The 21896-nt window shown below is 40.3% G+C and carries 21 protein-coding genes; 17 read left to right on the top strand and 4 right to left on the bottom strand.

The genetic code is table 11. The features are described 5' to 3' along the window. Positions 1 to 70: 70 nt before the first annotated feature. Positions 71 to 3127 (bottom strand): ribonuclease E, encoded by a 3057-nt coding sequence (gene rne / locus AAEU29_RS02055; RefSeq protein ID WP_421971847.1) that lies wholly within the window; start codon positions 3125 to 3127, stop codon positions 71 to 73. A gap of 515 nt (positions 3128 to 3642) precedes the next feature. On the opposite strand from rne, the gene rluC reads away from it, so the two are divergent. Both rluC and AAEU29_RS02065 read left to right on the top strand, forming a co-directional pair. Further along, positions 3643 to 4605: a 23S rRNA pseudouridine(955/2504/2580) synthase RluC gene (gene rluC / locus AAEU29_RS02060; protein ID WP_421971848.1), complete on the top strand. Its 963-nt coding sequence runs from the start codon at positions 3643 to 3645 to the stop codon at positions 4603 to 4605. Continuing rightward, positions 4602 to 5240, top strand: coding sequence for an HAD-IIIA family hydrolase (locus tag AAEU29_RS02065; protein ID WP_421971849.1), 639 nt, complete (start codon positions 4602 to 4604; stop codon positions 5238 to 5240). The genes rluC and AAEU29_RS02065 overlap by 4 nt, the downstream gene beginning before the upstream one ends. 1 nt (position 5241) lies before the next feature. Here the strand turns inward: AAEU29_RS02065 and AAEU29_RS02070 are convergent, their stop codons facing one another. After that, entirely contained in the window at positions 5242 to 5838 is a 597-nt protein-coding gene (locus AAEU29_RS02070; RefSeq protein ID WP_421971850.1) for a Maf family protein, read from the bottom strand. A gap of 118 nt (positions 5839 to 5956) precedes the next feature. Here AAEU29_RS02070 and yceD point away from each other — a divergent pair, with 118 nt between their 5' ends. The 14 genes from yceD (at position 5957) to AAEU29_RS02140 (ending at position 17645) form a co-directional block, all read left to right on the top strand. Next, on the top strand, positions 5957 to 6481 hold the full coding sequence (gene yceD / locus AAEU29_RS02075) for a 23S rRNA accumulation protein YceD (RefSeq protein ID WP_274762479.1): 525 nt from the start codon (positions 5957 to 5959) through the stop codon (positions 6479 to 6481). A gap of 11 nt (positions 6482 to 6492) precedes the next feature. Continuing rightward, complete coding sequence (gene rpmF / locus AAEU29_RS02080) at positions 6493 to 6660, top strand: 50S ribosomal protein L32 (protein ID WP_010559953.1); 168 nt, start codon at positions 6493 to 6495, stop codon at positions 6658 to 6660. Between the two features lie 10 nt (positions 6661 to 6670). Then, the gene (gene plsX, locus AAEU29_RS02085) at positions 6671 to 7747 is read left to right on the top strand and encodes a phosphate acyltransferase PlsX (RefSeq protein WP_274762480.1); all 1077 of its coding nucleotides are present in this window, start codon (positions 6671 to 6673) and stop codon (positions 7745 to 7747) included. A 74-nt stretch (positions 7748 to 7821) separates the two neighbouring features. Then, on the top strand, positions 7822 to 8754 hold the full coding sequence (fabD, locus tag AAEU29_RS02090; protein ID WP_421971851.1) for an ACP S-malonyltransferase: 933 nt from the start codon (positions 7822 to 7824) through the stop codon (positions 8752 to 8754). Between the two features lie 15 nt (positions 8755 to 8769). Continuing rightward, on the top strand, positions 8770 to 9516 hold the full coding sequence (fabG, locus tag AAEU29_RS02095; RefSeq protein WP_421971852.1) for a 3-oxoacyl-ACP reductase FabG: 747 nt from the start codon (positions 8770 to 8772) through the stop codon (positions 9514 to 9516). A gap of 208 nt (positions 9517 to 9724) precedes the next feature. Then, positions 9725 to 9961, top strand: a complete 237-nt coding sequence (gene acpP / locus AAEU29_RS02100) for an acyl carrier protein (RefSeq protein WP_274762483.1) — start codon at positions 9725 to 9727, stop codon at positions 9959 to 9961. Between the two features lie 104 nt (positions 9962 to 10065). Beyond that, on the top strand, positions 10066 to 11304 hold the full coding sequence (gene fabF / locus AAEU29_RS02105) for a beta-ketoacyl-ACP synthase II (protein ID WP_274762484.1): 1239 nt from the start codon (positions 10066 to 10068) through the stop codon (positions 11302 to 11304). A 59-nt stretch (positions 11305 to 11363) separates the two neighbouring features. Further along, a complete protein-coding gene (gene pabC, locus AAEU29_RS02110; protein WP_421971853.1) occupies positions 11364 to 12155 on the top strand; it encodes an aminodeoxychorismate lyase in 792 nt (263 codons plus the stop codon). Next, entirely contained in the window at positions 12152 to 13138 is a 987-nt protein-coding gene (gene mltG, locus AAEU29_RS02115; RefSeq protein ID WP_421971854.1) for an endolytic transglycosylase MltG, read from the top strand. Before pabC ends, mltG begins: the two co-directional genes overlap by 4 nt. Continuing rightward, complete coding sequence (gene tmk, locus AAEU29_RS02120; RefSeq protein ID WP_421971855.1) at positions 13135 to 13764, top strand: dTMP kinase; 630 nt, start codon at positions 13135 to 13137, stop codon at positions 13762 to 13764. Before mltG ends, tmk begins: the two co-directional genes overlap by 4 nt. Beyond that, entirely contained in the window at positions 13761 to 14651 is an 891-nt protein-coding gene (locus AAEU29_RS02125; RefSeq protein WP_421971856.1) for a DNA polymerase III delta subunit-related protein, read from the top strand. The genes tmk and AAEU29_RS02125 overlap by 4 nt, the downstream gene beginning before the upstream one ends. 13 nt (positions 14652 to 14664) lie before the next feature. Next, entirely contained in the window at positions 14665 to 14991 is a 327-nt protein-coding gene (locus AAEU29_RS02130) for a PilZ domain-containing protein (protein ID WP_054981038.1), read from the top strand. Between the two features lie 14 nt (positions 14992 to 15005). Beyond that, positions 15006 to 15779 (top strand): TatD family hydrolase, encoded by a 774-nt coding sequence (locus AAEU29_RS02135; protein WP_421971857.1) that lies wholly within the window; start codon positions 15006 to 15008, stop codon positions 15777 to 15779. 48 nt (positions 15780 to 15827) lie between these two features. Further along, the gene (locus AAEU29_RS02140) at positions 15828 to 17645 is read left to right on the top strand and encodes a metallophosphoesterase family protein (RefSeq protein ID WP_421972291.1); all 1818 of its coding nucleotides are present in this window, start codon (positions 15828 to 15830) and stop codon (positions 17643 to 17645) included. Positions 17646 to 17961: 316 nt separating this feature from the next. Here the strand turns inward: AAEU29_RS02140 and rsmF are convergent, their stop codons facing one another. After that, on the bottom strand, positions 17962 to 19401 hold the full coding sequence (gene rsmF / locus AAEU29_RS02145) for a 16S rRNA (cytosine(1407)-C(5))-methyltransferase RsmF (protein WP_421972292.1): 1440 nt from the start codon (positions 19399 to 19401) through the stop codon (positions 17962 to 17964). Between the two features lie 86 nt (positions 19402 to 19487). Between rsmF and AAEU29_RS02150 the strand changes: the two genes are divergently transcribed. Then, positions 19488 to 20714, top strand: a complete 1227-nt coding sequence (locus AAEU29_RS02150; protein WP_421971858.1) for a nucleoside recognition domain-containing protein — start codon at positions 19488 to 19490, stop codon at positions 20712 to 20714. Between the two features lie 19 nt (positions 20715 to 20733). Here AAEU29_RS02150 and AAEU29_RS02155 read toward each other — a convergent pair whose 3' ends face one another. Further along, positions 20734 to 21702 carry an integron integrase gene (locus tag AAEU29_RS02155; RefSeq protein WP_421971859.1) on the bottom strand — a complete coding sequence of 323 codons (969 nt, stop codon included), beginning with the start codon at positions 21700 to 21702 and terminating at the stop codon, positions 20734 to 20736. Positions 21703 to 21896 lie beyond the last annotated feature (194 nt).

Raw genomic sequence — 21896 nt, forward strand, 5'->3', positions numbered from 1 at the left:
TATCTGATTTACTCGATTTAAAACAAAAAAAAGAGCCGCATTTAGCGGCTCTTTTAGTTACAACTTAAGATTAAACTGTTTTTGCCATTGGCGCACTTGCTCTACCCACAGGGTTAATGCTGCCTGGGCGCATTGCACTTGCCACAGGTACTAGACGTTCATCATGGGCCATTGCTGTTGGCATGATAAAGCCTTCTGTAAGTGCTGCACCTGTTGCTTTCGTCATCGGTGCACTTGCGTGAGCGTATACTGTCCCATTCGGTGTTGGCTTAGTATCTTCAGCAGAAATTTCAGCTTTGTCACTTTCAGTGCCATCAGTGTTTTCAACTGCTGGTGCTTCAACTGCCACTTCTTCAATTGGTGCTGCTTCAACTTCTACGTCTGAAGCTGGCTCAGGGGTTAATTCTGGCGCTGGCGTTTTGGCAACTTCTTCAATAACGCTCGGCTCTTCTGAATCAACATTATTAGCTTCAGTGTTTTCAGTTGTGTCTGCTTCAGAAACTGGCTCAACTACCGCTTCAGCTTTGATGTCTTGAACTTTTTCTTGCTCAGCATCAGAGGCTGGAGTCTCTAAAGCAGCTGATTGACTAATTTCAGGTGTTTCTACTGCTTGCTCTTCGATTACAGCTTCTGCTTCTGGCTGCGCTAAAGACTTTTTATCGTCTTTTTGCTCTTCTTCAGCCATTGCTTGATCTGCAACTGGTACAAAACCTGGTGATTCAGTTGTCTCGATTTCGATATCAGATTTGTTATCACTTGGCTTCTTACGACGTTGTCCAGCAGCACGCAAGTGGCGTGGCGAACGACGAGAGCGCGTACGAGTTTCTTTTTCCGCATCAGAAGATGCCTCTTCAGTTGCATTATTTTCTACCGCTTGCACTGTTGTTTCATCTTCTTTTGCAGAAGAAACAACTGCTACAGGTTTTGCATCATTTGCGTTATCAACAACCTTTTCAGTTACTAACTCTTCTGTTGCAACTTCTACTTGCTTCGGCGCTTCTTCAGCTACAGGCGCTGGCTTTTTCGCTTTAGCTGGTTTGTTTTGCGCTTTAGTTGTTTCAACTGGTTTTACTGATGTTTCGCTTGTTACTTCCGATGCACTCGGCGCATCAACTACAGCTGCGTCATTGGTTGTTTCAATGCGTACTTTTTTACGCATATTTCGTCTTTGACGACGCTCTTTAACTTTAACCGGTTGCTCGGTTTCAGCTGCTTCAACAGGCAGTTGTTCTTTTTCGACTTTTGGCGCATTAGAACGATTGTTGCGGCGACGACGGTTGTTATTCTCTTTTGAATTACGTTTGTCTTCACGTGGCTCACGTTGTTCACTTTGCTCATTAGCCGTTTGCTTGTTACGGTTATTTGGTTTGCGTTGATTACGACGACGGTTGTCATTACCACGTTGGTTGTTACGACGTCCGCCACGCTTTTTAACTGGCTTTTCTGGCTCTTCTGATGCGAATAAGCTACCAAACCATTTAGCAATTTTAGCAAATAAGCCTTCTTTAACTTCTTTTTTAACTGGCGCTGGTTCACTTGGAACTACTACACCTTGAAGTACAGGTTGCTCTTTAACCGCTTTTTCAGCATGAATAATGGTTTCAATTTTAACTTCTGGCGCTTGAACTTGATCAAAGCTTACCGTTTCAATTGTTTCGTCTTTCTTTAAACGCAACACTTCATAATGTGGCGTTTCTAAGTGTGGATTCGGAATAATCACAACATGACAGCCATGACGCTTCTCAATACGACGAACACTCTTACGTTTTTCGTTAAGTAAGTAGGTCGCTACAGGCACTGGTACCTGCGCGTTTACTTGCGAAGTATTGTCTTTAATTGCTTCTTCTTCTAATAGGCGAAGAATCGATAGCGCTAATGATTCATTAGAGCGAACAGTACCTTGGCCATTACAGCGAGGACAAGTGCCTTGACTTGCTTCACCTAATGACGGGCGAAGACGCTGACGCGACATTTCAAGTAGGCCAAATCGAGAGATTTTGCCAATTTGAACACGTGCACGGTCAGGTTTTACTGCATCTTTCAAACGATTTTCTACAGCGCGTTGGTGACGCGGAGGAGTCATATCGATGAAATCGATAACAACTAAACCACCAAGGTCACGTAAACGAAGTTGGCGTGCAATTTCGTCAGCAGCTTCTAAGTTTGTATTTAATGCTGTTTCTTCAATATCACCGCCTTTTGTTGCTTTAGACGAGTTGATATCGATTGACGTAAGTGCTTCTGTTGGATCAATTACAATTGAACCACCTGATGGTAAACGCACTTCACGTTGGAAAGCAGATTCAATTTGGCTTTCAATTTGATAGTGAGTAAATAATGGTGCGTCGCCTGTGTATAGTTTTACACGGTTAATAAAGTCAGGACGGAAACGCTCAATGTGTGCTTTTGCTTCATCGAATACGCGTTGCTTATCAATCAGGATTTCACCAATATCACGACGTAAATAATCGCGAATAGCGCGGAAAATTACATTACTTTCTTGGTGTATTAAAAACGGAGCAGAGCCGCTTTCAGATGCTTTTTTAATAGCATCCCAATGTACAAGTAGTGCACGTAAATCATATTCAAGTTCTTCGAATGATTTACCAACACCAGCGGTACGTACAATTAAGCCCATACCTTTTGGTAATTCTAAACGTGATAATGCTTCTTTTAGTTCAGTACGTTCATCACCTTCGATACGGCGAGAAATACCGCCAGCACGTGGGTTGTTAGGCATTAATACTAAGTAACTACCAGCAACACTGATAAAGGTTGTAAGTGCAGCACCTTTTTGACCGCGCTCTTCTTTATCCACTTGTACGATTACTTCTTGGCCTTCTTTAACAACATCTTTAATGTTTGGACGACCGTTGAAGGTATAACCATCAGGGAAATAACTGCGGGCAATTTCTTTAAGAGGTAAGAAACCATGACGTTCTGCGCCATAGTCAACAAAAGCTGCTTCTAGAGAAGGTTCTACGCGAGTAATTTTACCTTTGTAGATATTTGCTTTTTTTTGTTCATGGCCAGGGCTTTCGATATCTAAATCATACAAGCGCTGTCCATCAACCAGTGCAACGCGCATTTCTTCTTGTTGCGTTGCATTGATCAGCATACGTTTCATATTGTTAAACTCTATAATAGTAGTAGAGATCAACAACCATACTTGTTCAGACACCCACGAAATTGTGCAGTCTCACGACTGGGCTGTCTGGGTGGAGTATTACTCCGAGTTTCTGTTAAAGCCTTGCGGCAGGTGCTCGGCATAGTGTTAGCCCAGCACAAAAATTCATTTAAATATATTCTGAACGACGTTTGGTCGTAAATCTCGTATTTTATCTTTTAAAATACGTTTATTAGCTTAGTTTGATGGGGCTTTTCCGGCTCACAATCTAGTACACTCATTGCTTCAGGGGGCCACTACATGCGCTTTAAGATCGTTAAAAGCTTTTGAAAGCTGTCAGAGACCTGTATGATCTGCGTCTTAAAGCGTGTTTCATCGTTAGCTTTGGCTAATAAAACACCAAATTGACTGTTGGAGCGGAATTTTTGCTCTCAAAAGTTCAATTTCGAACGCGATTATCCCATTAAATATGGACGCTTCGCAACTAAATTATTACTCAAATCAGTGATTAGGCAATGTCAGAACAGCAAAAAAATCAGGTCCAATTTGTTGATATCGATGAAGGCAATGATGGCCAACGAATTGATAACTTTTTAATTACCTTTTTAAAGGGTGTGCCTAAGAGTGCCATTTATCGCATTTTGCGAAAAGGTGAAGTGCGCGTAAATAAAAAACGCATTAAACCGATATACAAACTGAAAGCGGGCGATATGGTACGTATTCCGCCAATCAAAGTTGCTGAAAAACAAGAGTTTGTGCCTAAAAATCTCGATAAAATCAATAAGCTTGAAGACGCCATTCTGTTTGAAGATAAATACTTGATGGTTATTAATAAGCCTTCTGGCATGGCAGTACATGGTGGCAGTGGCTTAAGTTATGGCTTAATTGAGGCGCTACGTAGTATTCGTCCTGAAGAGCGTAACCTTGAGTTAGTGCATCGTTTAGACCGCGATACATCAGGTTGTTTGCTGGTTTCAAAAAAACGCTCCATTTTACGTGGTTTACACGAGCAACTGCGCGAAAAAACCATGGAGAAAAATTATTGGGCACTAGTTACGGGTAGTTGGGCAAGCAAAATTAAAAATGTTACCGAGCCACTTCGTAAAAATACCTTGCAATCAGGTGAGCGTGTTGTGCGAGTTGATGAAGCAGAAGGTAAACCAAGCCAAACGCGTTTTCGTGTATTAGAGCGCTTTGGTCAATTTGCGACATTAGTACAAGCATCACCTGTGACAGGGCGAACACACCAAATTCGTGTGCACACGCAATGTAAAGGTCATCCAATAGCATGTGATGATAAATATGGCGTGGCTGAGTTTGACAGTGAAATGAAGAAGAAGGGCTTAAACCGTCTTTTCTTACATGCTCATGACTTAACCTTTGTTCATCCTAAAACAGAAGAGTCTATGCGCGTTGAAGCGCCGTTAGATGGTAATTTAAAAAATTGCTTAAAGACACTTCGTGAAGATAGCCAATGAATAACAAACAATTAATTATTTTTGATTGGGACGGTACGTTAATGGATACCGTGCCTAAAATTGTTAATACAGTAAAATTGGTGGCAGATCGTCATCAATTACAAAGACCGAGTGACGACGAAATTCGTCAAATTATCGGTTTAAGTCTTGATGTTGCTATCGATACCCTTTTTAAAAACCCTGCAATGGCGTTTGAACTCGCAGAAAGTTATAAAGACGTTTATGTATCGGAAGACGATACACCTGCATTACTATTTCCACATGTTAAAGAGTGTTTAACCGCCTTAACAGCAAAAGGGTACACATTAGCCGTCGCCACTGGTAAAAGCCGCACAGGTTTAAACCGCTTAATGGCCGAGACTCAGTTGAGTGACTTTTTTAAAGCCACACGAACCGCCTGTGAGTGCGCATCAAAGCCATCGCCTGAAATGATTTTAGAAATTTGTGATGAACTTAATATCGCAAGCGATAAAACCGTGATGGTTGGTGATACAACGATGGACTTAGCGATGGCAAACAATGCTAAGGCAACATCCGTTGGTGTAAGTTTTGGCGCTCACCCTGTTAGCCAATTAAAGCCACTAAAACCAATCGCCATTATTGATCAGTTTGAGCAGCTAGTAGACTTGTTTTAAATTAAACAAAGCTTAGATTAAGTGGGTCAACATCAAACTCATGTAATAACGATGTGAGCTTGATTAAAGGAAGACCCACTAAACTGTTTGGGTCCTCACCCACAATTTTATCAAAAAGAACAATACCCAAGCCTTCAGATTTAAAACTGCCAGCACAGTTTAATGGTTGCTCTATATCGATGTAATTCTCAATTTGGATTTGCGTTAACTCTCTGAAATAGACCTGTGTAATATCGTGGGTCACATGGAACTTATCTGATTCAATATCAAAAACCGCTAAAGATGTAATGAACTCTACTTTTTGACCTGAAAAAAGAGTTAGCTGTTCAATTGCTTTTTCTGGTGTATGTGGTTTACCTAATATCTGTCCATCAAAAAGGGCAACTTGATCCGAACCTATCACAATACCTTGCTGGTAAAATTGCGTGGCTGTTTGCGCTTTTTCAATTGCTAATCTTTCGACTAATTCAATTGGCGCTTCATTCGTTTTGGCGCTTTCATCAATGTCTGGTGAAAATGCATCAAATTGCGGCAATATTTTTTTTAAAATTGATTTTCGAAACGGTGAACTTGACGCTAAAATAAACGGGGTTTTCATGATAATTTTCAACGAATACTTACTTTTTGCGCAGAATAGGATTCAATTGCCCTAAATGCAAAGGAAAGTTGAATTTTATTTTGACTATAAGTCTAACAATCTATATGATGCAGCCCCTATGCAAAAGGTGAAGATTCCGATCACGCTTGATCCGGTAAGAACAGCGCAAAAACAGGTCAGTTATGACGGTGTTGTGTTGTTTGAACAACTTCCTCGATTACTCGAAGTAGTTGTTAGGAGCGAGGGTGAGGTCGAAGTTAAGATTCATTTCAGAAAAGATGAACAAGGTATTAGTGTTGTCGAAGGCCAAGCCAAAGCCAACATTACTACAGTTTGTCAGCGCTGTAATGAAGAGTTAGGGTTGGATTTGGAACTAGACTTTGCTTATTCGCCAATAGGTATAGGTAAGTCATCTGAGCATCTACCGTCATGTTATGACGTTGTAGAGATGGATGAGGAAGGTGAAATTAACTTACATCAACTTGTTGAAGACGAGTTAATGTTAGCCATCCCAATAGTACCGATGCATGAAGAGTCTCATTGCAGATTTTCAGAAAAGCCATTGAGCTTTGGTGAAATAAAAGCAGAAGATGACAAACCAAATCCATTTGAAATTTTGAAACAACTTAAGAAAGATTCTTAGGAGATAAGGCAATGGCTGTACAAAAAAGCAAGAAGTCTCGCTCTAAGCGTGGTATGCGTCGTTCACACGATGCGATCAATGGTCCAACTCTAACTGTTGATCCAGTATCAGGTGAAACTCACCGTCGTCACCACGTAACTGCAGACGGTTACTACAAAGGCGAAAAAGTAGTTTCTTAATCGAGCTATTTTGATGTCTAATCTAACCATAGCGTTAGATATAATGGGGGGCGATTACGGCCCCCGTTCTTCGTTGCCAGCAGCAATTGAAGCTGTTAATTTGCACGATAATATCACCCTGATTTTATGTGGTAACGAAACACTTATTCGCACTGAGCTTGAAAAGCTCGACGCACTGCAACATCCTCGATTACATATCAAACACTGTAGTGAAGTTGTTAATAACGACGACAAACCTGCTACGGCATTACGTTCAAAAAAAGATTCTTCCATGCGAAAGGCCCTTGATTTAGTTAAATCAGGTGAGGCGCAAGCATGTGTATCTGCTGGCAATACAGGCGCTTTATTCGCAATGGCTTACTGCATTTTGAAAATGCTGCCAGGCATTAGCCGTCCTGCACTTATTAGCTCTGTGCCAACAGAAAAGCCAAAACCAGTCTACCTTCTTGACTTAGGTGCCAACGTTACTGCTGACCCTGAAACATTATTTGAATTTGCTTTAATGGGCAGCGTGGTGGCCGAACAGTCACAAGGCATAAAAAACCCGACAGTAGGTTTACTTAATATTGGCGCTGAAGTAATAAAAGGCCATGATGATATCAAACGCGCAGCAGAAATTTTTGAGCAATCGGACGCAATAAATTACATCGGTTACTGCGAAGGCACAGACATTTTTAAAGGTAAGGCCGATGTTATTGTGTGTGATGGTTTTGTAGGCAATATTGCACTAAAAACCTGCGAGGGTATCGCTAAAATGATCATTCATAAGCTGAATAAAACCCTTAAGAAAAGTATTTTTTATCGTGCAGCGGCACTTTTAATGTTTCCAGTGCTAAAAAAGCTCTATAAAAAGATGAACCCCGACCAGTATAACGGTGCAAGTTTGGTAGGATTACGCGGTATTGTGGTTAAAAGTCACGGTAATGCAAAATCGCCTGCATTTTTAGCAGCGATTAACGAAGCCGTGAGAGAAGTTGAAAAGCAACTTCCTGAAAAAATTGAAGCCCGTTTTGCAGCACTAAAAGGCCAACAATTGGACCTTGAAAATGTGGACAAAGATTCATTTTGTTCACCCTGCAATAAGTAAGCGCATTTTTTCCACTTAAAGAATTTTTATAACCAGCACCTGCTGGTTTTGTTTTGTTATAGAAGAAGAAAACTATGTCAAATAACACAGCGATTTTATTTCCTGGTCAAGGCTCACAATCAGTGGGCATGTTGGCTGAATTATTAGCTGAATCAGAAGTAGTAAAAGCTACTTTCAGTGAAGCAAGCGATGCACTGGGTTATGACCTTGCGGCATTAGTGCTAGAAGGTCCTGCAGAATCACTTAACGAAACACACCGCACTCAGCCGGCGTTATTAACGTCAAGTGTTGCAATTTATCGTCATTATCTTGCCAACGGTGGTGAAAAACCAAGTGCTATGGCAGGTCATAGCTTAGGTGAATACTCAGCGCTGGTTTGTGCTGGTGTAATTTCACTTGCTGAAGCAGTAAAACTGGTTGAAAAACGTGGTATTTACATGCAAGAAGCGGTTCCAGCAGGTACCGGCGCAATGTACGCAATTATTGGCCTTGCTGATGATGCGATTGCAAAAGCATGTATTGATGCAGCTCAAGGTGAAGTAGTGTCACCAGTTAACTTTAATTCACCTGGTCAAGTGGTTATTGCAGGCCAAAAAGCAGCGGTAGAGCGTGCCGGAGAATTATGTAAAGAAGCGGGTGCAAAGCGTGCATTACCGCTTGCTGTAAGTGTGCCGTCTCACTGTGCATTAATGAAGCCAGCAGCTGATAAGCTAGCTGAAGATTTAGCAGCAATTACATTTAATACACCTGAAATCTCAGTAATTAATAATGTTGATGTAGCTACTGAAACTGCAAGTGAAGCAATTAAAGATGCACTTGTACGCCAGCTATATAGCCCAGTACGTTGGACTGAAACTGTGCAAAAACTAGCGAAAGATGGCTTAACATCAACTTATGAATTTGGCCCAGGCAAAGTATTGACTGGTCTTGCAAAACGTATTGATAAAAGCGTTAGCTGCGAAGCAGTTAATGATTTGAACTCTATTTCTAGCGTGTTAAACGCCTAATTATTGGAACATTTTATGAGTAACTTATTCTCTTTAGAAGGTAAGGTTGTACTAGTAACCGGCGCGAGTCGTGGTATTGGTAAATCAATTGCTGAAACGCTTGTATCACTTGGTGCGACGGTTGCAGGTACGGCAACTAGCGAAGGTGGCGCGGCCAATATCAGTGATTATTTAGGTGAAAACGGTAAAGGTTACGCACTTAACGTAACAGACGCTGAATCAATTGAAGCAACATTAGCTGCGATTAAAGCTGATTTAGGCGATATTGATGTACTAGTAAATAATGCCGGTATTACTCGTGATAATCTGTTAATGCGCATGAAAGACAGTGAATGGGATGACATTATCGACACCAACTTATCGTCAATCTTCCGTTTATCAAAAGCGGTATTACGTCCAATGATGAAAAAGAAAAAGGGTCGTATTATTAACGTAGGTTCTGTTGTTGGCACTATGGGTAATGCAGGTCAAGCAAACTATGCTGCGGCAAAAGCGGGTGTGATTGGTTTTTCTAAATCAATGGCACGTGAAGTAGCTTCTCGCGGTATTACGGTTAACGTAGTTGCACCAGGTTTTATTCAAACTGATATGACAGATGAGCTAACTGACGAGCAAAAAGCAGCAACGCTTGCTAACGTGCCGTCAAACCGTTTAGGTCAGCCGAACGAAATTGCAGCGGCTGTGGCTTATTTAGCATCTGACGCTGCTGCTTACGTAACAGGCGAAACTTTGCATGTAAATGGCGGCATGTACATGATCTAAGCCAAACGCTTATCGCAATTTCGGCGAAATTGTTTAATTTAGGCTTGAAATTGCGGTGAAAGTAGGCGATAAAAGGTTAGTTTTTGATTTGTGAGGTTCGACCAGATAATAAAAATGGAAATGAATCTTGAATCATAAAATTTTGCAGCGTAAACTACGCCGCAATCTGAAAAATAACGCAAAGCGTTTTTTAATTAAGGAAATAAGAATGAGCAACATCCAAGAACGTGTTCAAAAAATCATCGTAGAGCAACTAGGTGTTCAAGCAGAAGAAGTTAAAGCAGAAGCATCATTTGTTGATGATTTAGGCGCTGATTCACTAGACACTGTAGAACTAGTAATGGCTCTTGAAGAAGAGTTTGACACTGAGATCCCAGACGAAGAAGCTGAGAAGATCACTACAGTTCAAGCAGCTATCGATTACGTTACTGCTCACGCTGAGTAATAAAAGCTTAGACAGTAAGGCAGCATTCCAGCTGCCTTTAGTTTTTCAAAAGCCCGCTTTAGGGCTTTTGTATTATCTGCACCTAATATATTTTGGAGATGACTGTGGCTAAACGTCGAGTAGTGGTTACTGGCCTAGGTATGTTAACCCCTCTAGGTAATGATGTTGATTCAACATGGCAAGGTTTATTAGCGGGTCAAAGTGGAATTGGTTTAATTGACCATTTTGATACGACTGACTTTGGTACTAAATTCGCGGGTCTTGTAAAAGATTTCGACCCAACGCTATACATGGCGAAAAAAGATACCAAAAAAATGGATTTATTCATTCAATACGGTATTGCCGCTGGTGTACAAGCGTTTAAAGACTCAGGCCTTGAAGTAACTGAAGAAAACGCTGAGCGCATTGGTGTTGCGGTAGGTTCTGGTATTGGTGGTTTAACACTAATTGAAGAAAACCACGTTAAGTTATTGAATAGCGGTCCACGCAAATTATCACCGTTTTATGTGCCTTCGACCATCATTAATATGATTTCTGGTCATTTGTCGATCATGCATGGCTTAAAAGGTCCTAATATCTCGATCGTAACGGCATGTACAACAGGTCTTCATAATATTGGTCATGCAGCACGTATGATTGCTTACGGTGATGCAGACGCAATGGTAGCAGGTGGTGCAGAAAAAGCATCTACGCCAATTGGTATGGGTGGTTTTAGTTCGGCACGCGCGCTTTCTACACGTAACGATAACCCACAAGCGGCGTCTCGCCCTTGGGACAAAGACCGTGATGGTTTTGTACTTGCAGATGGTGCAGGTGTTGTTGTTTTAGAAGAATACGAACACGCAAAAGCACGTGGTGCAAAAATTTATGCTGAGCTTGTTGGCTTCGGTATGAGTGGTGATGCTTATCACATGACGTCACCACCAGAAGATGGTGCTGGCGCAGCCCTTGCGATGAAAAATGCACTTAATGATGCAGGTGTAAATGCAGAGCAAGTGGGCTACATTAATGCGCACGGTACATCAACACCAGCAGGTGATATCGCTGAAACCAACGCTGTTAAGTCTATTTATGGCGCAGCGGCAAGCGATGTATTAGTAAGCTCGACCAAATCAATGATGGGTCACTTACTGGGTGCTGCAGGTTCTGTTGAATCAATTGTAACGATTTTATCGCTTCGCGACCAAAAAGTAACACCAACAATCAACCTTGATAACCCAAGTGAAGGCTGTGACTTAGACTATGTTGCGCATACTGCGCGTGATGCTAAGTTAGACTATGCCCTATGTAATTCATTTGGCTTTGGTGGAACTAATGGCTCTTTATTATTTAAGAAGATATAATCGTTAGCAGAAATCAAAAAGTATTAAAAGCCTAGGATTTCCTAGGCTTTTTTGTCGGTATGGATATAACAATAATCAACAAAAATAATCCAAATACAGTGCCTACGAATGACAGAGCATTTCAGTACGGTGATGGTTTTTTTACTACCATCAAAGTTGTCGACGGTGAAGCGCAGTTATTAGAAGAACATGTGGCAAGGCTTGAACAATGTAGTAGTCGTCTTTTCTTTGACAGTATCAACCTGACTGAAATTGAATCGAAAATTAAACAGGTAGCGCAAACTCAGGCGCTTGCAGTTGTAAAAGTGGTTGTTAGTCGCGGTCAAGGCGGGCGAGGCTATCAAATACCTGAAACCCAATTACCGCAAGTTTACATAAGTTGTTTACCCTTTCCTGAAAATTACTTAACAATAAAAAACACAGGCATTGAACTTGATACGCTTGAAACACCGCTTGCTATTAACCCATTAACAGCAGGCTTAAAAACCTTAAACCGACTGGAACAGGTATTAGCCAAGCAAGAGCTAAAGCAAAAAGGGTTTAATGAAGGGTTGTTACTAAACTGCAATGCTGAAGTGATTGAAACAACAGTTGCTAACTTACTGCTATTAAAAAATGGCGAGCTATTTTCCCCTTGTCTTAAAAACTCAGGGATTTATGGCGTATATTTAGCGCATCTTGCAAAGCAACTCACAATTACTTTTAAAACACTTACTCTTGAAGATTTTTACGCTGCTGATAATGTATTTTGCTGTAATAGTTTAATGGGTATCGTGCCCATTACCCGTATTGATAATACCGACTATGATAAAGACGCTGCGCTAACTTATTTAAGTGAGATTGCGCTATGATCCGTGCGCTTGCTTTTATCTTTACGTTTGTTGTGGCTGCTAGTGCATTTATAGGTATTCAGCTTAAACAATTGCAAACTTCTCAAATTACAATTAATGAGCCAACACTTTATCAAATAAAAGCGGGTACCGGTGTGAATGCAATGTGCCACGCATTTCAAAAGAATAACTGGGTGAAGGATTGTTTTTGGTTAAAAGTGTACGCCAAAATTAATCCCGAAATGGTTAAGTTAAAGCAAGGTATGTATTTGATTGAGCAAAAACCTCTGCTTGCGATGATAAGCGATATGAATAATGGGCGCGATCATCAATTTCCATTTACTATTTTAGAAGGTAGCACCTTTAAACAAGTGCTAAGTGATTTTAAAAACGCTAAATACCTTGAACAAGTATCTGACATCGCATTAAAAAATGCGCTTAAAGATATTGGCATCAAACAAGATAACCCTGAGGGCTGGTTTTACCCCGACACCTATTTTTATTCTGCTGGTGATAGTCAGTTAGATATTTTAAAACGCGCCTATCAGAAGATGGTTAGCACCTTAGACAGTTCATGGCAAACACGCGATAAGGCCGTTCCTCTTAAAACCAAGTATGACGCGTTAATTTTGGCATCGATTATTGAAAAAGAATCTGGCCATAATGCCGAGCGAGATTTAATCGCTTCTGTATTTGTTAATCGCATTAATAAAGGCATGCGCTTACAAACCGACCCAACAGTGATTTATGGCTTGGGGGATGAATATCAAGGTGACATTAAATCGGAGCACTTAAGGCGCCATACGCCTTATAATACATATCGAATTAATGGTTTACCGCCTACACCGATTGCAATGCCATCAGAGCAAGCTATTTACGCGACTTTGAATCCGCGTTACTCTGATTTTTATTATTTTGTGGCATCGGGTGGTGGCGAGCATCACTTCTCGAAAACATTAGCTGAACATAATGCAGCAGTTAGGAAATATTTATTAAACAAATGATTGGTAAATTTATTGTAATTGAAGGCCTTGAAGGCGCAGGAAAGTCATCTGCAATTGCTGTTTGTCAGCAAGTATTAAATGACGCAGAGATTAGTTTTGTGAATACCCGTGAGCCAGGCGGCACGCCACTGGCAGAGTCGCTGCGTAGCCTTGTTAAAGCGACACATGAAGAAAAAGTAAGTGATGCAACAGAGCTGTTATTAATGTACGCAGCGCGTTCTCAATTGGTTGAAAATGTAGTTACACCAGCACTTACAAAGGGCGAGTGGGTACTAGGTGACAGACACGATTTATCGTCACAAGCCTATCAAGGCGGTGGTAGAAAAATTGAAAAACATAAACTTGATGCTTTAGCCAATATTGTCCTGGGTGATTTAAAACCAGATTTAACCCTGTATTTGGATATTGACCCTAAAATTGGCTTGGCACGTGCTGCTAATCGCGGTGAACTTGACCGCATAGAGCTTGAGCAGCTTAGCTTTTTTGAAAGAACCCGCGAGGTTTATTTAGCAGCTGCAAAAAGTGACAGTAGCATAATTACAATTGATGCCAGTCAGCCAATGGATAAAGTACATTTAGACATTAAAAATGCACTTAAACATTTTATAGCAGGGGCAACTGCGTGATCCCAACGTGGCTTCAAATTGATTATCAAAGATTAGTTGCGCTTGGTGCAAATAAACAATTGCATCATGGGCTTTTATTACTTGGTAATCAGGGAGTTGGCAGTTTTGATTTGGCTCAGCAACTTGCCTTTGATTTATTGTGTTTAACTAATCCCATGCAGGCATGTGGCCACTGTAAAGCATGTCTATTAAATCAAAGTCAAACACATCCAGATTATTTATTAATTACGCCAGAAAAAGACACGATTAGTGTTGAACAAGTACGTGCAATTAGTGACTTTTTTGTTACCAGCGCAAGTTATCAGGGCAATAAAGTTGTTATTATTAAAAATGCTGAGAGCTTAACGTTATCTGCGAGTAATGCACTGTTAAAAACATTAGAAGAACCTAACAGCAATCGCTACTTAATGTTATTAGCGCAAAATAGCGCTGCGCTGCCTGCGACTATTTTAAGTCGTTGCTTTAAAGTGCAACTAAGCGTTGACCTTGAGCTTGCTAAGTCTTTTATCAGTAGCTTAGGCATTGATATTAATGCACCATGGGTGAGGGCTTTTCTACACAGGCCGCAAACCCTTGCACTTTGGCAGCAGCAAGAGCAAATTAATGTCATAGAAGATTTATACACTATGATGATGCAAAGTGGCATGCAAACACGCCATAAGCAATTGCTTGAACTTTTTAATCAAAACCCTGATTATATAGACATATTTGTGCAATTTTACGCACAAAAATTGCAAACTGAGCTACTCAGTAATACGCTTGATATAAAACGCTACCAAGAAAAAAGCCAAGCGTTACTCAGCTTTGCAGATAAATTTAAAGAAGTTAAAGGACTTAATTTGTCATTACAGTTAAATCAATTACTGAAAAAATTAAGTTATTTATAAATAGGACATTATTTTGCAAGAATTACTCGTTGATTTTGAAGACACACGTGAGCTTTACAAAAGCTACATGCCTTACCTTAAAACAGGTGGCTTATTTGTTCGTACTAATATGCAATTTGAAATGTCACAGCCCCTTGCGCTTCGCATTAGCTTACCAGATGCACTTGAAGAAGATGTGATCACCGGTGAAGTAGTGTGGATCACACCGCAAGGCAGTCAAAACTCTAATCCACCGGGTATTGGCGTTAGCTTTATTGATGATAAAGGCCAAGTACGCGATAAAATCGAAAAAATGCTTGGTGGTATGTTAAACTCTAGCGATCCCACTTATACCATGTAGTTTATGGACTTTTTGTGATTGTAGATTCTCATTGTCATTTAGACAGATTAAATTTTGATGAGCTTGGCTTATCGCTCGAACAAGTTCTTGATAACGCTCGCGCCAAAAAAGTAGAACACTTTTTATGTGTATCAGTCACCCTTGACCAATTTCCAGGTATGCTGGAAAAAGTGCAAGGTTTTGATGATGTATCAGTAAGCTGCGGCGTTCATCCGCTTGATCAAAAAGATGTACTTGATAAAGGCCGTTTATTAAACCTTGCTAATAACGAAAAAGTCGTCGCTATTGGTGAAACCGGTCTTGATTACTATTACAGTAAAGACACCCACCAAGTGCAAAAAGATTCGTTTGCAGGGCATATTGATGTGGCAAATGAATTAAATAAACCGCTGATTATTCATACCCGAGACGCAAAGAAAGACACGTTAGACATTATGCGTGCGCACAACGCTGAAAACTGTGGTGGTGTACTCCATTGCTTTACTGAAGATTGGGAAATGGCAAAGCAAGCACTCGACCTTGGTTTTTATATCTCTATTTCAGGCATTGTTACCTTTAGAAATGCCGCAGCACTGCGTGAAGTTGTTGAAAAAATACCGCTAGATCGTTTGCTAATTGAAACAGATTCTCCTTACTTAGCGCCTGTGCCGCACCGTGGTAAAACCAATCAGCCTGCATACGTTGAAGATGTTGCATATTTTATTGCGGATCTTAAGAAACTATCGTTTGCAGAGCTAGCTAAAGCCACTACAGATAACTTCTACCAGTTATTTAAGCTCGCCAAGTAAAATACGTTGGAAAATTGCGTGACCTTGCCTCTTTTACTTACAGGCCCGATGATCCGAAGAGCGGAGCCATCGAAAGTCACGCTGTTTTTTGTCAGCAGCAAATCTCATCCATTTAATGTAAGCTCGTCCACGTTAGTTGATTTTTCACAGTCGCATCATTTTTTGCCACTGGGCGAGCATTGCTTTTGTCATTATTACTTTTTAACGCCAAACGCCAATTCGTTATTTCCTGTTGATGTTCTTGTTGACTATCAACTGAGTTTAAATGATGAACTAATTGATTTAAGTGCTTATTTTCTAGAAGGGCAAACGCAATGTGCGTTTGTAATTCCAAAACAACTAAAAAGCATTCTACATGGTTCGTGCCGCAACCCACATCATGAGTCAAAAGATGCGTTAATCACCGCAAGTGATTTTCTCGCGTCTAAACGTCAACAAGCAAGCGAAGAGCCAAGTGTGTTGATTATGTCGGGCGACCAAATATATGCCGATGATGTGGCAGGCCCGATGCTACTTGCAATCGAAAAGCTAATTGATGCACTTAAACTGTTTAAAGAACCGTGTTTAATTGAACCGCTTGAATTTTCGTCAAGCCAAACACTGTATACACGCGATACTATTTTACCTAATACCAAATGGCACGAACGCTCAAAGCTTGAACTAGGTTATTGGCTGCGCCGTGACTTAGAGCACTTTACTAGCCTTAAATCGCACAACCATTTGGTGCATATTGAAGAGTTTTTTGCTCTTTATTTGTTAACAACCAGTGCGGCTTGTTGGCATTTAATTGATATTGACAGCTTAATTTTTGATTCAAACAACGCAAGCCATCAAGGCAAGTTTCGAGAGGAAAAGTCGAATATCACTGAGTTTGTGAAAGGCTTGCCTATTGTTGAAAGGTTACTTGCTAATATTTCGCACATCACAATGTTTGATGATCATGATGTAACGGATGATTGGAACTTAACAGCTGGCTGGGAGCAAGCGGTTTATTCTAATCCAGTAAGTAAACGTATTATTGCCAATGGCCTTATTAGTTACTTAGTGTTCCAAGGAGTAGGCAATGATGGCGGCGAGTTTACAGAAAAACTCTTGCTACAACTTGCAGATCACATTGGCAATGGCTACAGCAATATAAAAGCTTTTGATAAACATATTTTGGCATTTGATAAATGGCATTATTGTTTAGACACCACACCAAAAATAATCGCGCTAGATACGCGTACGCATCGCTGGCGTAACGAAACAGATTTTAATGAGCCATCAGGTTTGCTTGATTGGGAACAATTGGTAGAACTTGATAATAAAATGACCGGCCTTGAAGAGGTGATCCTGATTTCTCCGGCTCCTGTGTTTGGCGTCAAATCAATTGAAGCAATCCAAGCAATATTTAATTTTTGTGGTCAGCCGTTATTGGTAGATGTTGAAAACTGGATGGCCCATGAAGGTGCTGCGCGTAAATTAATGCAAATTTTCAAGCGTGCTGATACCCCAATTGAAACACTTATTTTATCGGGCGATGTGCATTATTCATTTTGCTTTTCTGTACAAAGCCGATTTTCAAACCGCGATAACCGTATTTGGCAATTAACCGCTAGCGGTATAAAAAACGAATTTCCTAAATCCCTACTTAATAAATTAAATACACTAGATAGTATTTTATACCACCCAAGTAGCCCGCTAAATTTCTTTACTAAGCGTTGGCAAATGAAGGTACATAAGCATCGCCATAAAGAGTCACAAAAACATTTAGTGAGTGATTCGGCGATAAGTTTAGTGCACCTTGAAAACGAACGACTAACGCAATATCAGCTTTTGCATGGTGATGGAAACATCACAGAATTCGATTTACGCGAAAAAAGCTGATTTAACGGCGGGTTTTTAGCGTTCATAGCAGGGTAAAATACGCTTTTTTAGCTTCAAATACAGGGTATTTGGCGGTGTTAAAGGCTAGATAAAAATTGCCCAGGACCAATCCACATTGTCCTGGGCTTAGGGGAATGGCTCATTTGATGAGCCGTGCGCTAACTTAAAAACTTTATCATTCATAGGGAGAAGTGAAAAAGTATTAGTAATTGTAGTTAAATTAATCCAAAAAAGGAAATTTTTGCTCAAAAAATAACCTCAACTAAAACAGTTGGTTACAGACTTTTTAAGATTTTGTTAACAAATGTATTCACGGTTATTCCCAAGTTATCAACTGGCTATCCCTAACTAATTCACGTGGTAAACCGTTTTTAATTTTGTTTTTTTGCCACTTACCTAAACCCACACAGGTATTATTTAGCATTAACAGTACTTCGTCTTTGTCGGAGGTTACTTGTGCTAATTTAATATCTTTACCCTGAAAGTAGTCAGAAGCCTCTGAAAGTGACAGTTTATGGGTGTTTTTAAGGGCTTCAGCGCCAAAACAAGTTGCAAATTCGTGATTTAAACGAACCCCATTTTTATGAATCTTACCCAGTAAAATACCAATGCGGCTGTATTTAATTTTATCGATCACGTTGGCTATTTTTGATGGGAACAACCAAAGCTCTTGCTCGCGTTGCCAAAGCTCGCCAGCAAGCGGTTTCATCGCAAATTGTTTTTTGATTATTTGGTTAAACTGCTCGGTGATTTTTTTATCGGCAGGGGTAAACGGAAATGCGCCTTTTTTTATTTTTGGTTCAGGCTGTGACACATGGGATTTTTTAATAAACTTGGCTACAAAGAAACCCTCAGTATCGTAAATTTGTGGCCAAATATGTAAGTAACCTTCATCGGTTGCTGAGGCCTCTGCATTTTCAAATAAATGATTAAGCGGCACTACCTCAATATGCTCAGCAAAAGTGGTTAACAGGTGTTGGCATACTGCTTGGTTTTCAAGCGGTGTTAATGTGCAGGTTGAATAAACCAAAGTACCACCAGCTTTTAAAGCATAAAATGCACTTTCAATCAGGCGCTTTTGCACATCAGCAATTTCAATATTAGATTCAATGGACCAATTTTTTAGTGCATTTTCGTCTTTACGAATAGTACCTTCGCCAGAGCATGGGGCATCTAACAAGATATGGTCAAAACTCTGTTCCATATACTGGCCAAAAATACTTGCGTCAAAATGCGAAAGGGCGCAGTTGCTAATACCCAAGCGCTGCATATTGGCACTTAATGACTTTATTCGTGAGCTCGAATACTCATTGGCTACTAACACACCTTCGCTTGAAAGTGCTTCGGCAATTTGTGTTGATTTACTGCCAGGTGCGGCCGCCATATCTAGCACACAGCAATCGCTTAAATCATTGCCATCTAATAGGGCAGTGACAGGCATCATTGAACTTGCTTCTTGCACATAGATACAACCAGACAAGTGAATATCGGTATTTCCAAGCGAAAGTGATTGTTGGTTTTCAGGGCGCACTAGCCAAAAGCCGTTTTCACACCATGGCACTTGCGTAATTTGCCAATCGTTTTGATCTGCGTACTGTTTAAAACTGTCGACAGACATTTTTTTTGTATTGACGCGTACAGCTGTTCTAAGTGGCTTCTTACATGAGGCTAGGTAATCGTCAATTGATAGGTGAGAAGGAATATAACTTTCAACATCATCAACGAAGGTTTGTGGAATAAAAATATTAGCGTGCACTTTTTCTCTGCCAACAAAGGTATTTACACCAATAATACAGGAAATGTGGCACACTAAGCAGCATTCATAATAATAATAATCTGATTATGCTTAACAAAATTTGGTTATCTTTCTTTATTATTGCGTTTGTATCAGCGCTTGCTACGTGGATGGGCGGTGATGGCCTTGTATTTGAACGGCTGGTAAAAGCCGTGTTTAGTATGGCAAAAGTCTCCGTTGAAATTGCTATCGGCTTAATTGGTGCGCTGTGTTTTTGGTTAGGGATAATGAAAATTGCCGAGCGCGGAGGTATGGTTGATGTATTGGCTAAAGGTTTATCGCCACTCTTTACACGCTTAATGCCTGATGTGCCAAAAGGCCACCCAGCATTTGGTTCCATCACCATGAATTTAAGTGCGAATTTACTTGGCCTTGATAACGCCGCAACGCCAATGGGCATTAAAGCCATGCATGATTTGCAATCGCTTAACAAAACACCTGATACTGCAACCAATGCGCAAATTCTGTTTTTAGTATTAAACACCAGCTCAGTAACCTTATTTCCAATAGCGGTATTTGTTTATCGCGCGCAGCAAGGCGCTGCCAGCCCAACGGATGTATTTATTCCTATTTTATTAGCAACCTTTGCTTCAACCTTTGTTGGCTTACTTGTTACTTGCGCTATTCAGCGAATAAAACTGTTTAATACTGTTGTACTGTTATACCTTGGTGGGTTAGTGGCCATCGTGATGGCTCTTATTTTGTATTTTATGAACCTGACTACAGAGCTGATGCAAACGCACTCCGCTATTTTCAGCAACTTTTTAATATTCGCCTTTATTATTGTGTGTTTATGTTGGGCAAGCATTAAAAAAATAGATGTGTACGACAGCTTTATTACAGGTGCCAAACAAGGGTTCGAACTGTCTATCTCTCTTATCCCATATTTATTAGCCATGTTATGTGCCATAGGGGTGTTTAGAGCGAGTGGGGCGCTTGATTATGTATTGGATTGGCTGCGTACTTTAGTGATTACGCTAGGCGGTGATACACAATTTGTAGATGCCATGCCAACCGCTTTTATGAAGCCACTTTCTGGCTCTGGCGCGCGGGCAATGATGTTAGAAACCATGAATACCCACGGCGCAGACTCATTTGCAGGGCGTTTAGCATCGACTATTCAAGGTTCTACCGAAACCACTTTTTATGTGTTAGCCGTGTATTTTGGTGCAGTTGGCATTAAGCATACCCGCCATGCAGTAGGCTGTGGCTTGGCTGCAGATTTAGCAGGTATTTTAACTGCCATTGGTGTGTGCTATTGGTTTTTTGGTTAGTTATTATAAAATTAAACGTTTACAAATGCGACAAGGGACTAATTACACCGTTACCACCTTGTTGTAATATATGTGTATAAATTTGCGTAGTTTTAACATCGCTATGACCTAATTGATCTTGTACTGTGCGAATGTCAGCGCCATTTTGCAGTAAATGTGTGGCGAAGGAGTGCCTGAGTGTATGTGGGGTAATTGGTTTATTCAGGTTTGCTTCTTGTGCTGCACTTTTGATGGCCTTTCTAACTCCTGTTTGATGGAAGTGGTGACGGCGTATTTCGCCTGTTTCAGGATCGGCGCTTAGTTTATGAGAAGGAAAAAGATATTGCCAAAGCAATGATTTATTTGCGTTTGGATATTTTCTAGCAAGTGCATTAGGCATCCAGACCCCAGCGTATTGTTTATTTTGCAAATCAATCTTTAAATATTCATCAACTTGTATGATTTGATTTCTTAGCATGGGTATAAGTTCAACAGCAAGCGTGACGACTCGATGCTTTGTTCCTTTACCGTTCCATATACGAACACATTTATAGTCAAAGTCAATGTCTTGAACTCTCAATTGCACCGCTTCCATAACACGTAAACCACTGCCGTACATTAACCCAGCAATTAAATAGTAACGTTTTTTAAGGCAACTCATTAAACGCCTAACTTCGTCTGGCGTCATGACAATAGGAAGCTTTGCTTGCCTTTTACTACGCACAAACGATAGATTGCAAGACAACTCATTACCAATAATATGTTTGTAGAGAAAAGCTAATGAGTTTAGTGCAGTTGCTTGTGTTCGCGGAGATACATTACCTTTGAGTACAATATAATCTAGATATTCGATTACTTCGTTATCTCCCATTGATGCAGGGTGGCGCTTATTGTGGAAATGTATAAAAGAAGCAATCCATTTTAGATAAGTCTCGACAGTTCTGATTGAATATTGGCGTGTTAACATAAATTCAGCAATATAGTTTAAAAACGGAGAACGTGTTTTCATTATTTCATCTAATTAATACTGTTTGTTTATACAGTATTGCGTAATTTCTCCTATATTCAAGAAAACGACCCAATGGGTCGTTTTTAAAATTCATAAAAAATGTAGCAGCAAAAAAATATGATATATAGCAACAAATTACGATTTATGTTAAAAGTGGTTTAATAAGATAAATGACCCAATGCTCGGTAGAAAAA

It is taken from the genome of Pseudoalteromonas aquimarina, from assembly GCF_049257255.1.
Lineage (GTDB): Bacteria > Pseudomonadota > Gammaproteobacteria > Enterobacterales > Alteromonadaceae > Pseudoalteromonas.

Bases quoted from the DNA above. Each gene is read 5' to 3' on its own strand.
- yceD (WP_274762479.1), top strand. From the start codon at position 5,957: ATGCAAAAGGTGAAGATTCCGATCACGCTTGATCCGGTAAGAACAGCG.
- AAEU29_RS02140 (WP_421972291.1), top strand. From the start codon at position 15,828: ATGATCCGAAGAGCGGAGCCATCGAAAGTCACGCTGTTTTTTGTCAGC.
- fabD (WP_421971851.1), top strand. From the start codon at position 7,822: ATGTCAAATAACACAGCGATTTTATTTCCTGGTCAAGGCTCACAATCA.
- AAEU29_RS02150 (WP_421971858.1), top strand. From the start codon at position 19,488: ATGCTTAACAAAATTTGGTTATCTTTCTTTATTATTGCGTTTGTATCA.
- fabG (WP_421971852.1), top strand. From the start codon at position 8,770: ATGAGTAACTTATTCTCTTTAGAAGGTAAGGTTGTACTAGTAACCGGC.
- AAEU29_RS02070 (WP_421971850.1), bottom strand. From the start codon at position 5,838: ATGAAAACCCCGTTTATTTTAGCGTCAAGTTCACCGTTTCGAAAATCA.
- mltG (WP_421971854.1), top strand. From the start codon at position 12,152: ATGATCCGTGCGCTTGCTTTTATCTTTACGTTTGTTGTGGCTGCTAGT.
- pabC (WP_421971853.1), top strand. From the start codon at position 11,364: ATGGATATAACAATAATCAACAAAAATAATCCAAATACAGTGCCTACG.
- tmk (WP_421971855.1), top strand. From the start codon at position 13,135: ATGATTGGTAAATTTATTGTAATTGAAGGCCTTGAAGGCGCAGGAAAG.
- rne (WP_421971847.1), bottom strand. From the start codon at position 3,127: ATGAAACGTATGCTGATCAATGCAACGCAACAAGAAGAAATGCGCGTT.
- acpP (WP_274762483.1), top strand. From the start codon at position 9,725: ATGAGCAACATCCAAGAACGTGTTCAAAAAATCATCGTAGAGCAACTA.
- rluC (WP_421971848.1), top strand. From the start codon at position 3,643: ATGTCAGAACAGCAAAAAAATCAGGTCCAATTTGTTGATATCGATGAA.
- AAEU29_RS02155 (WP_421971859.1), bottom strand. From the start codon at position 21,702: ATGAAAACACGTTCTCCGTTTTTAAACTATATTGCTGAATTTATGTTA.
- AAEU29_RS02065 (WP_421971849.1), top strand. From the start codon at position 4,602: ATGAATAACAAACAATTAATTATTTTTGATTGGGACGGTACGTTAATG.
- rpmF (WP_010559953.1), top strand. From the start codon at position 6,493: ATGGCTGTACAAAAAAGCAAGAAGTCTCGCTCTAAGCGTGGTATGCGT.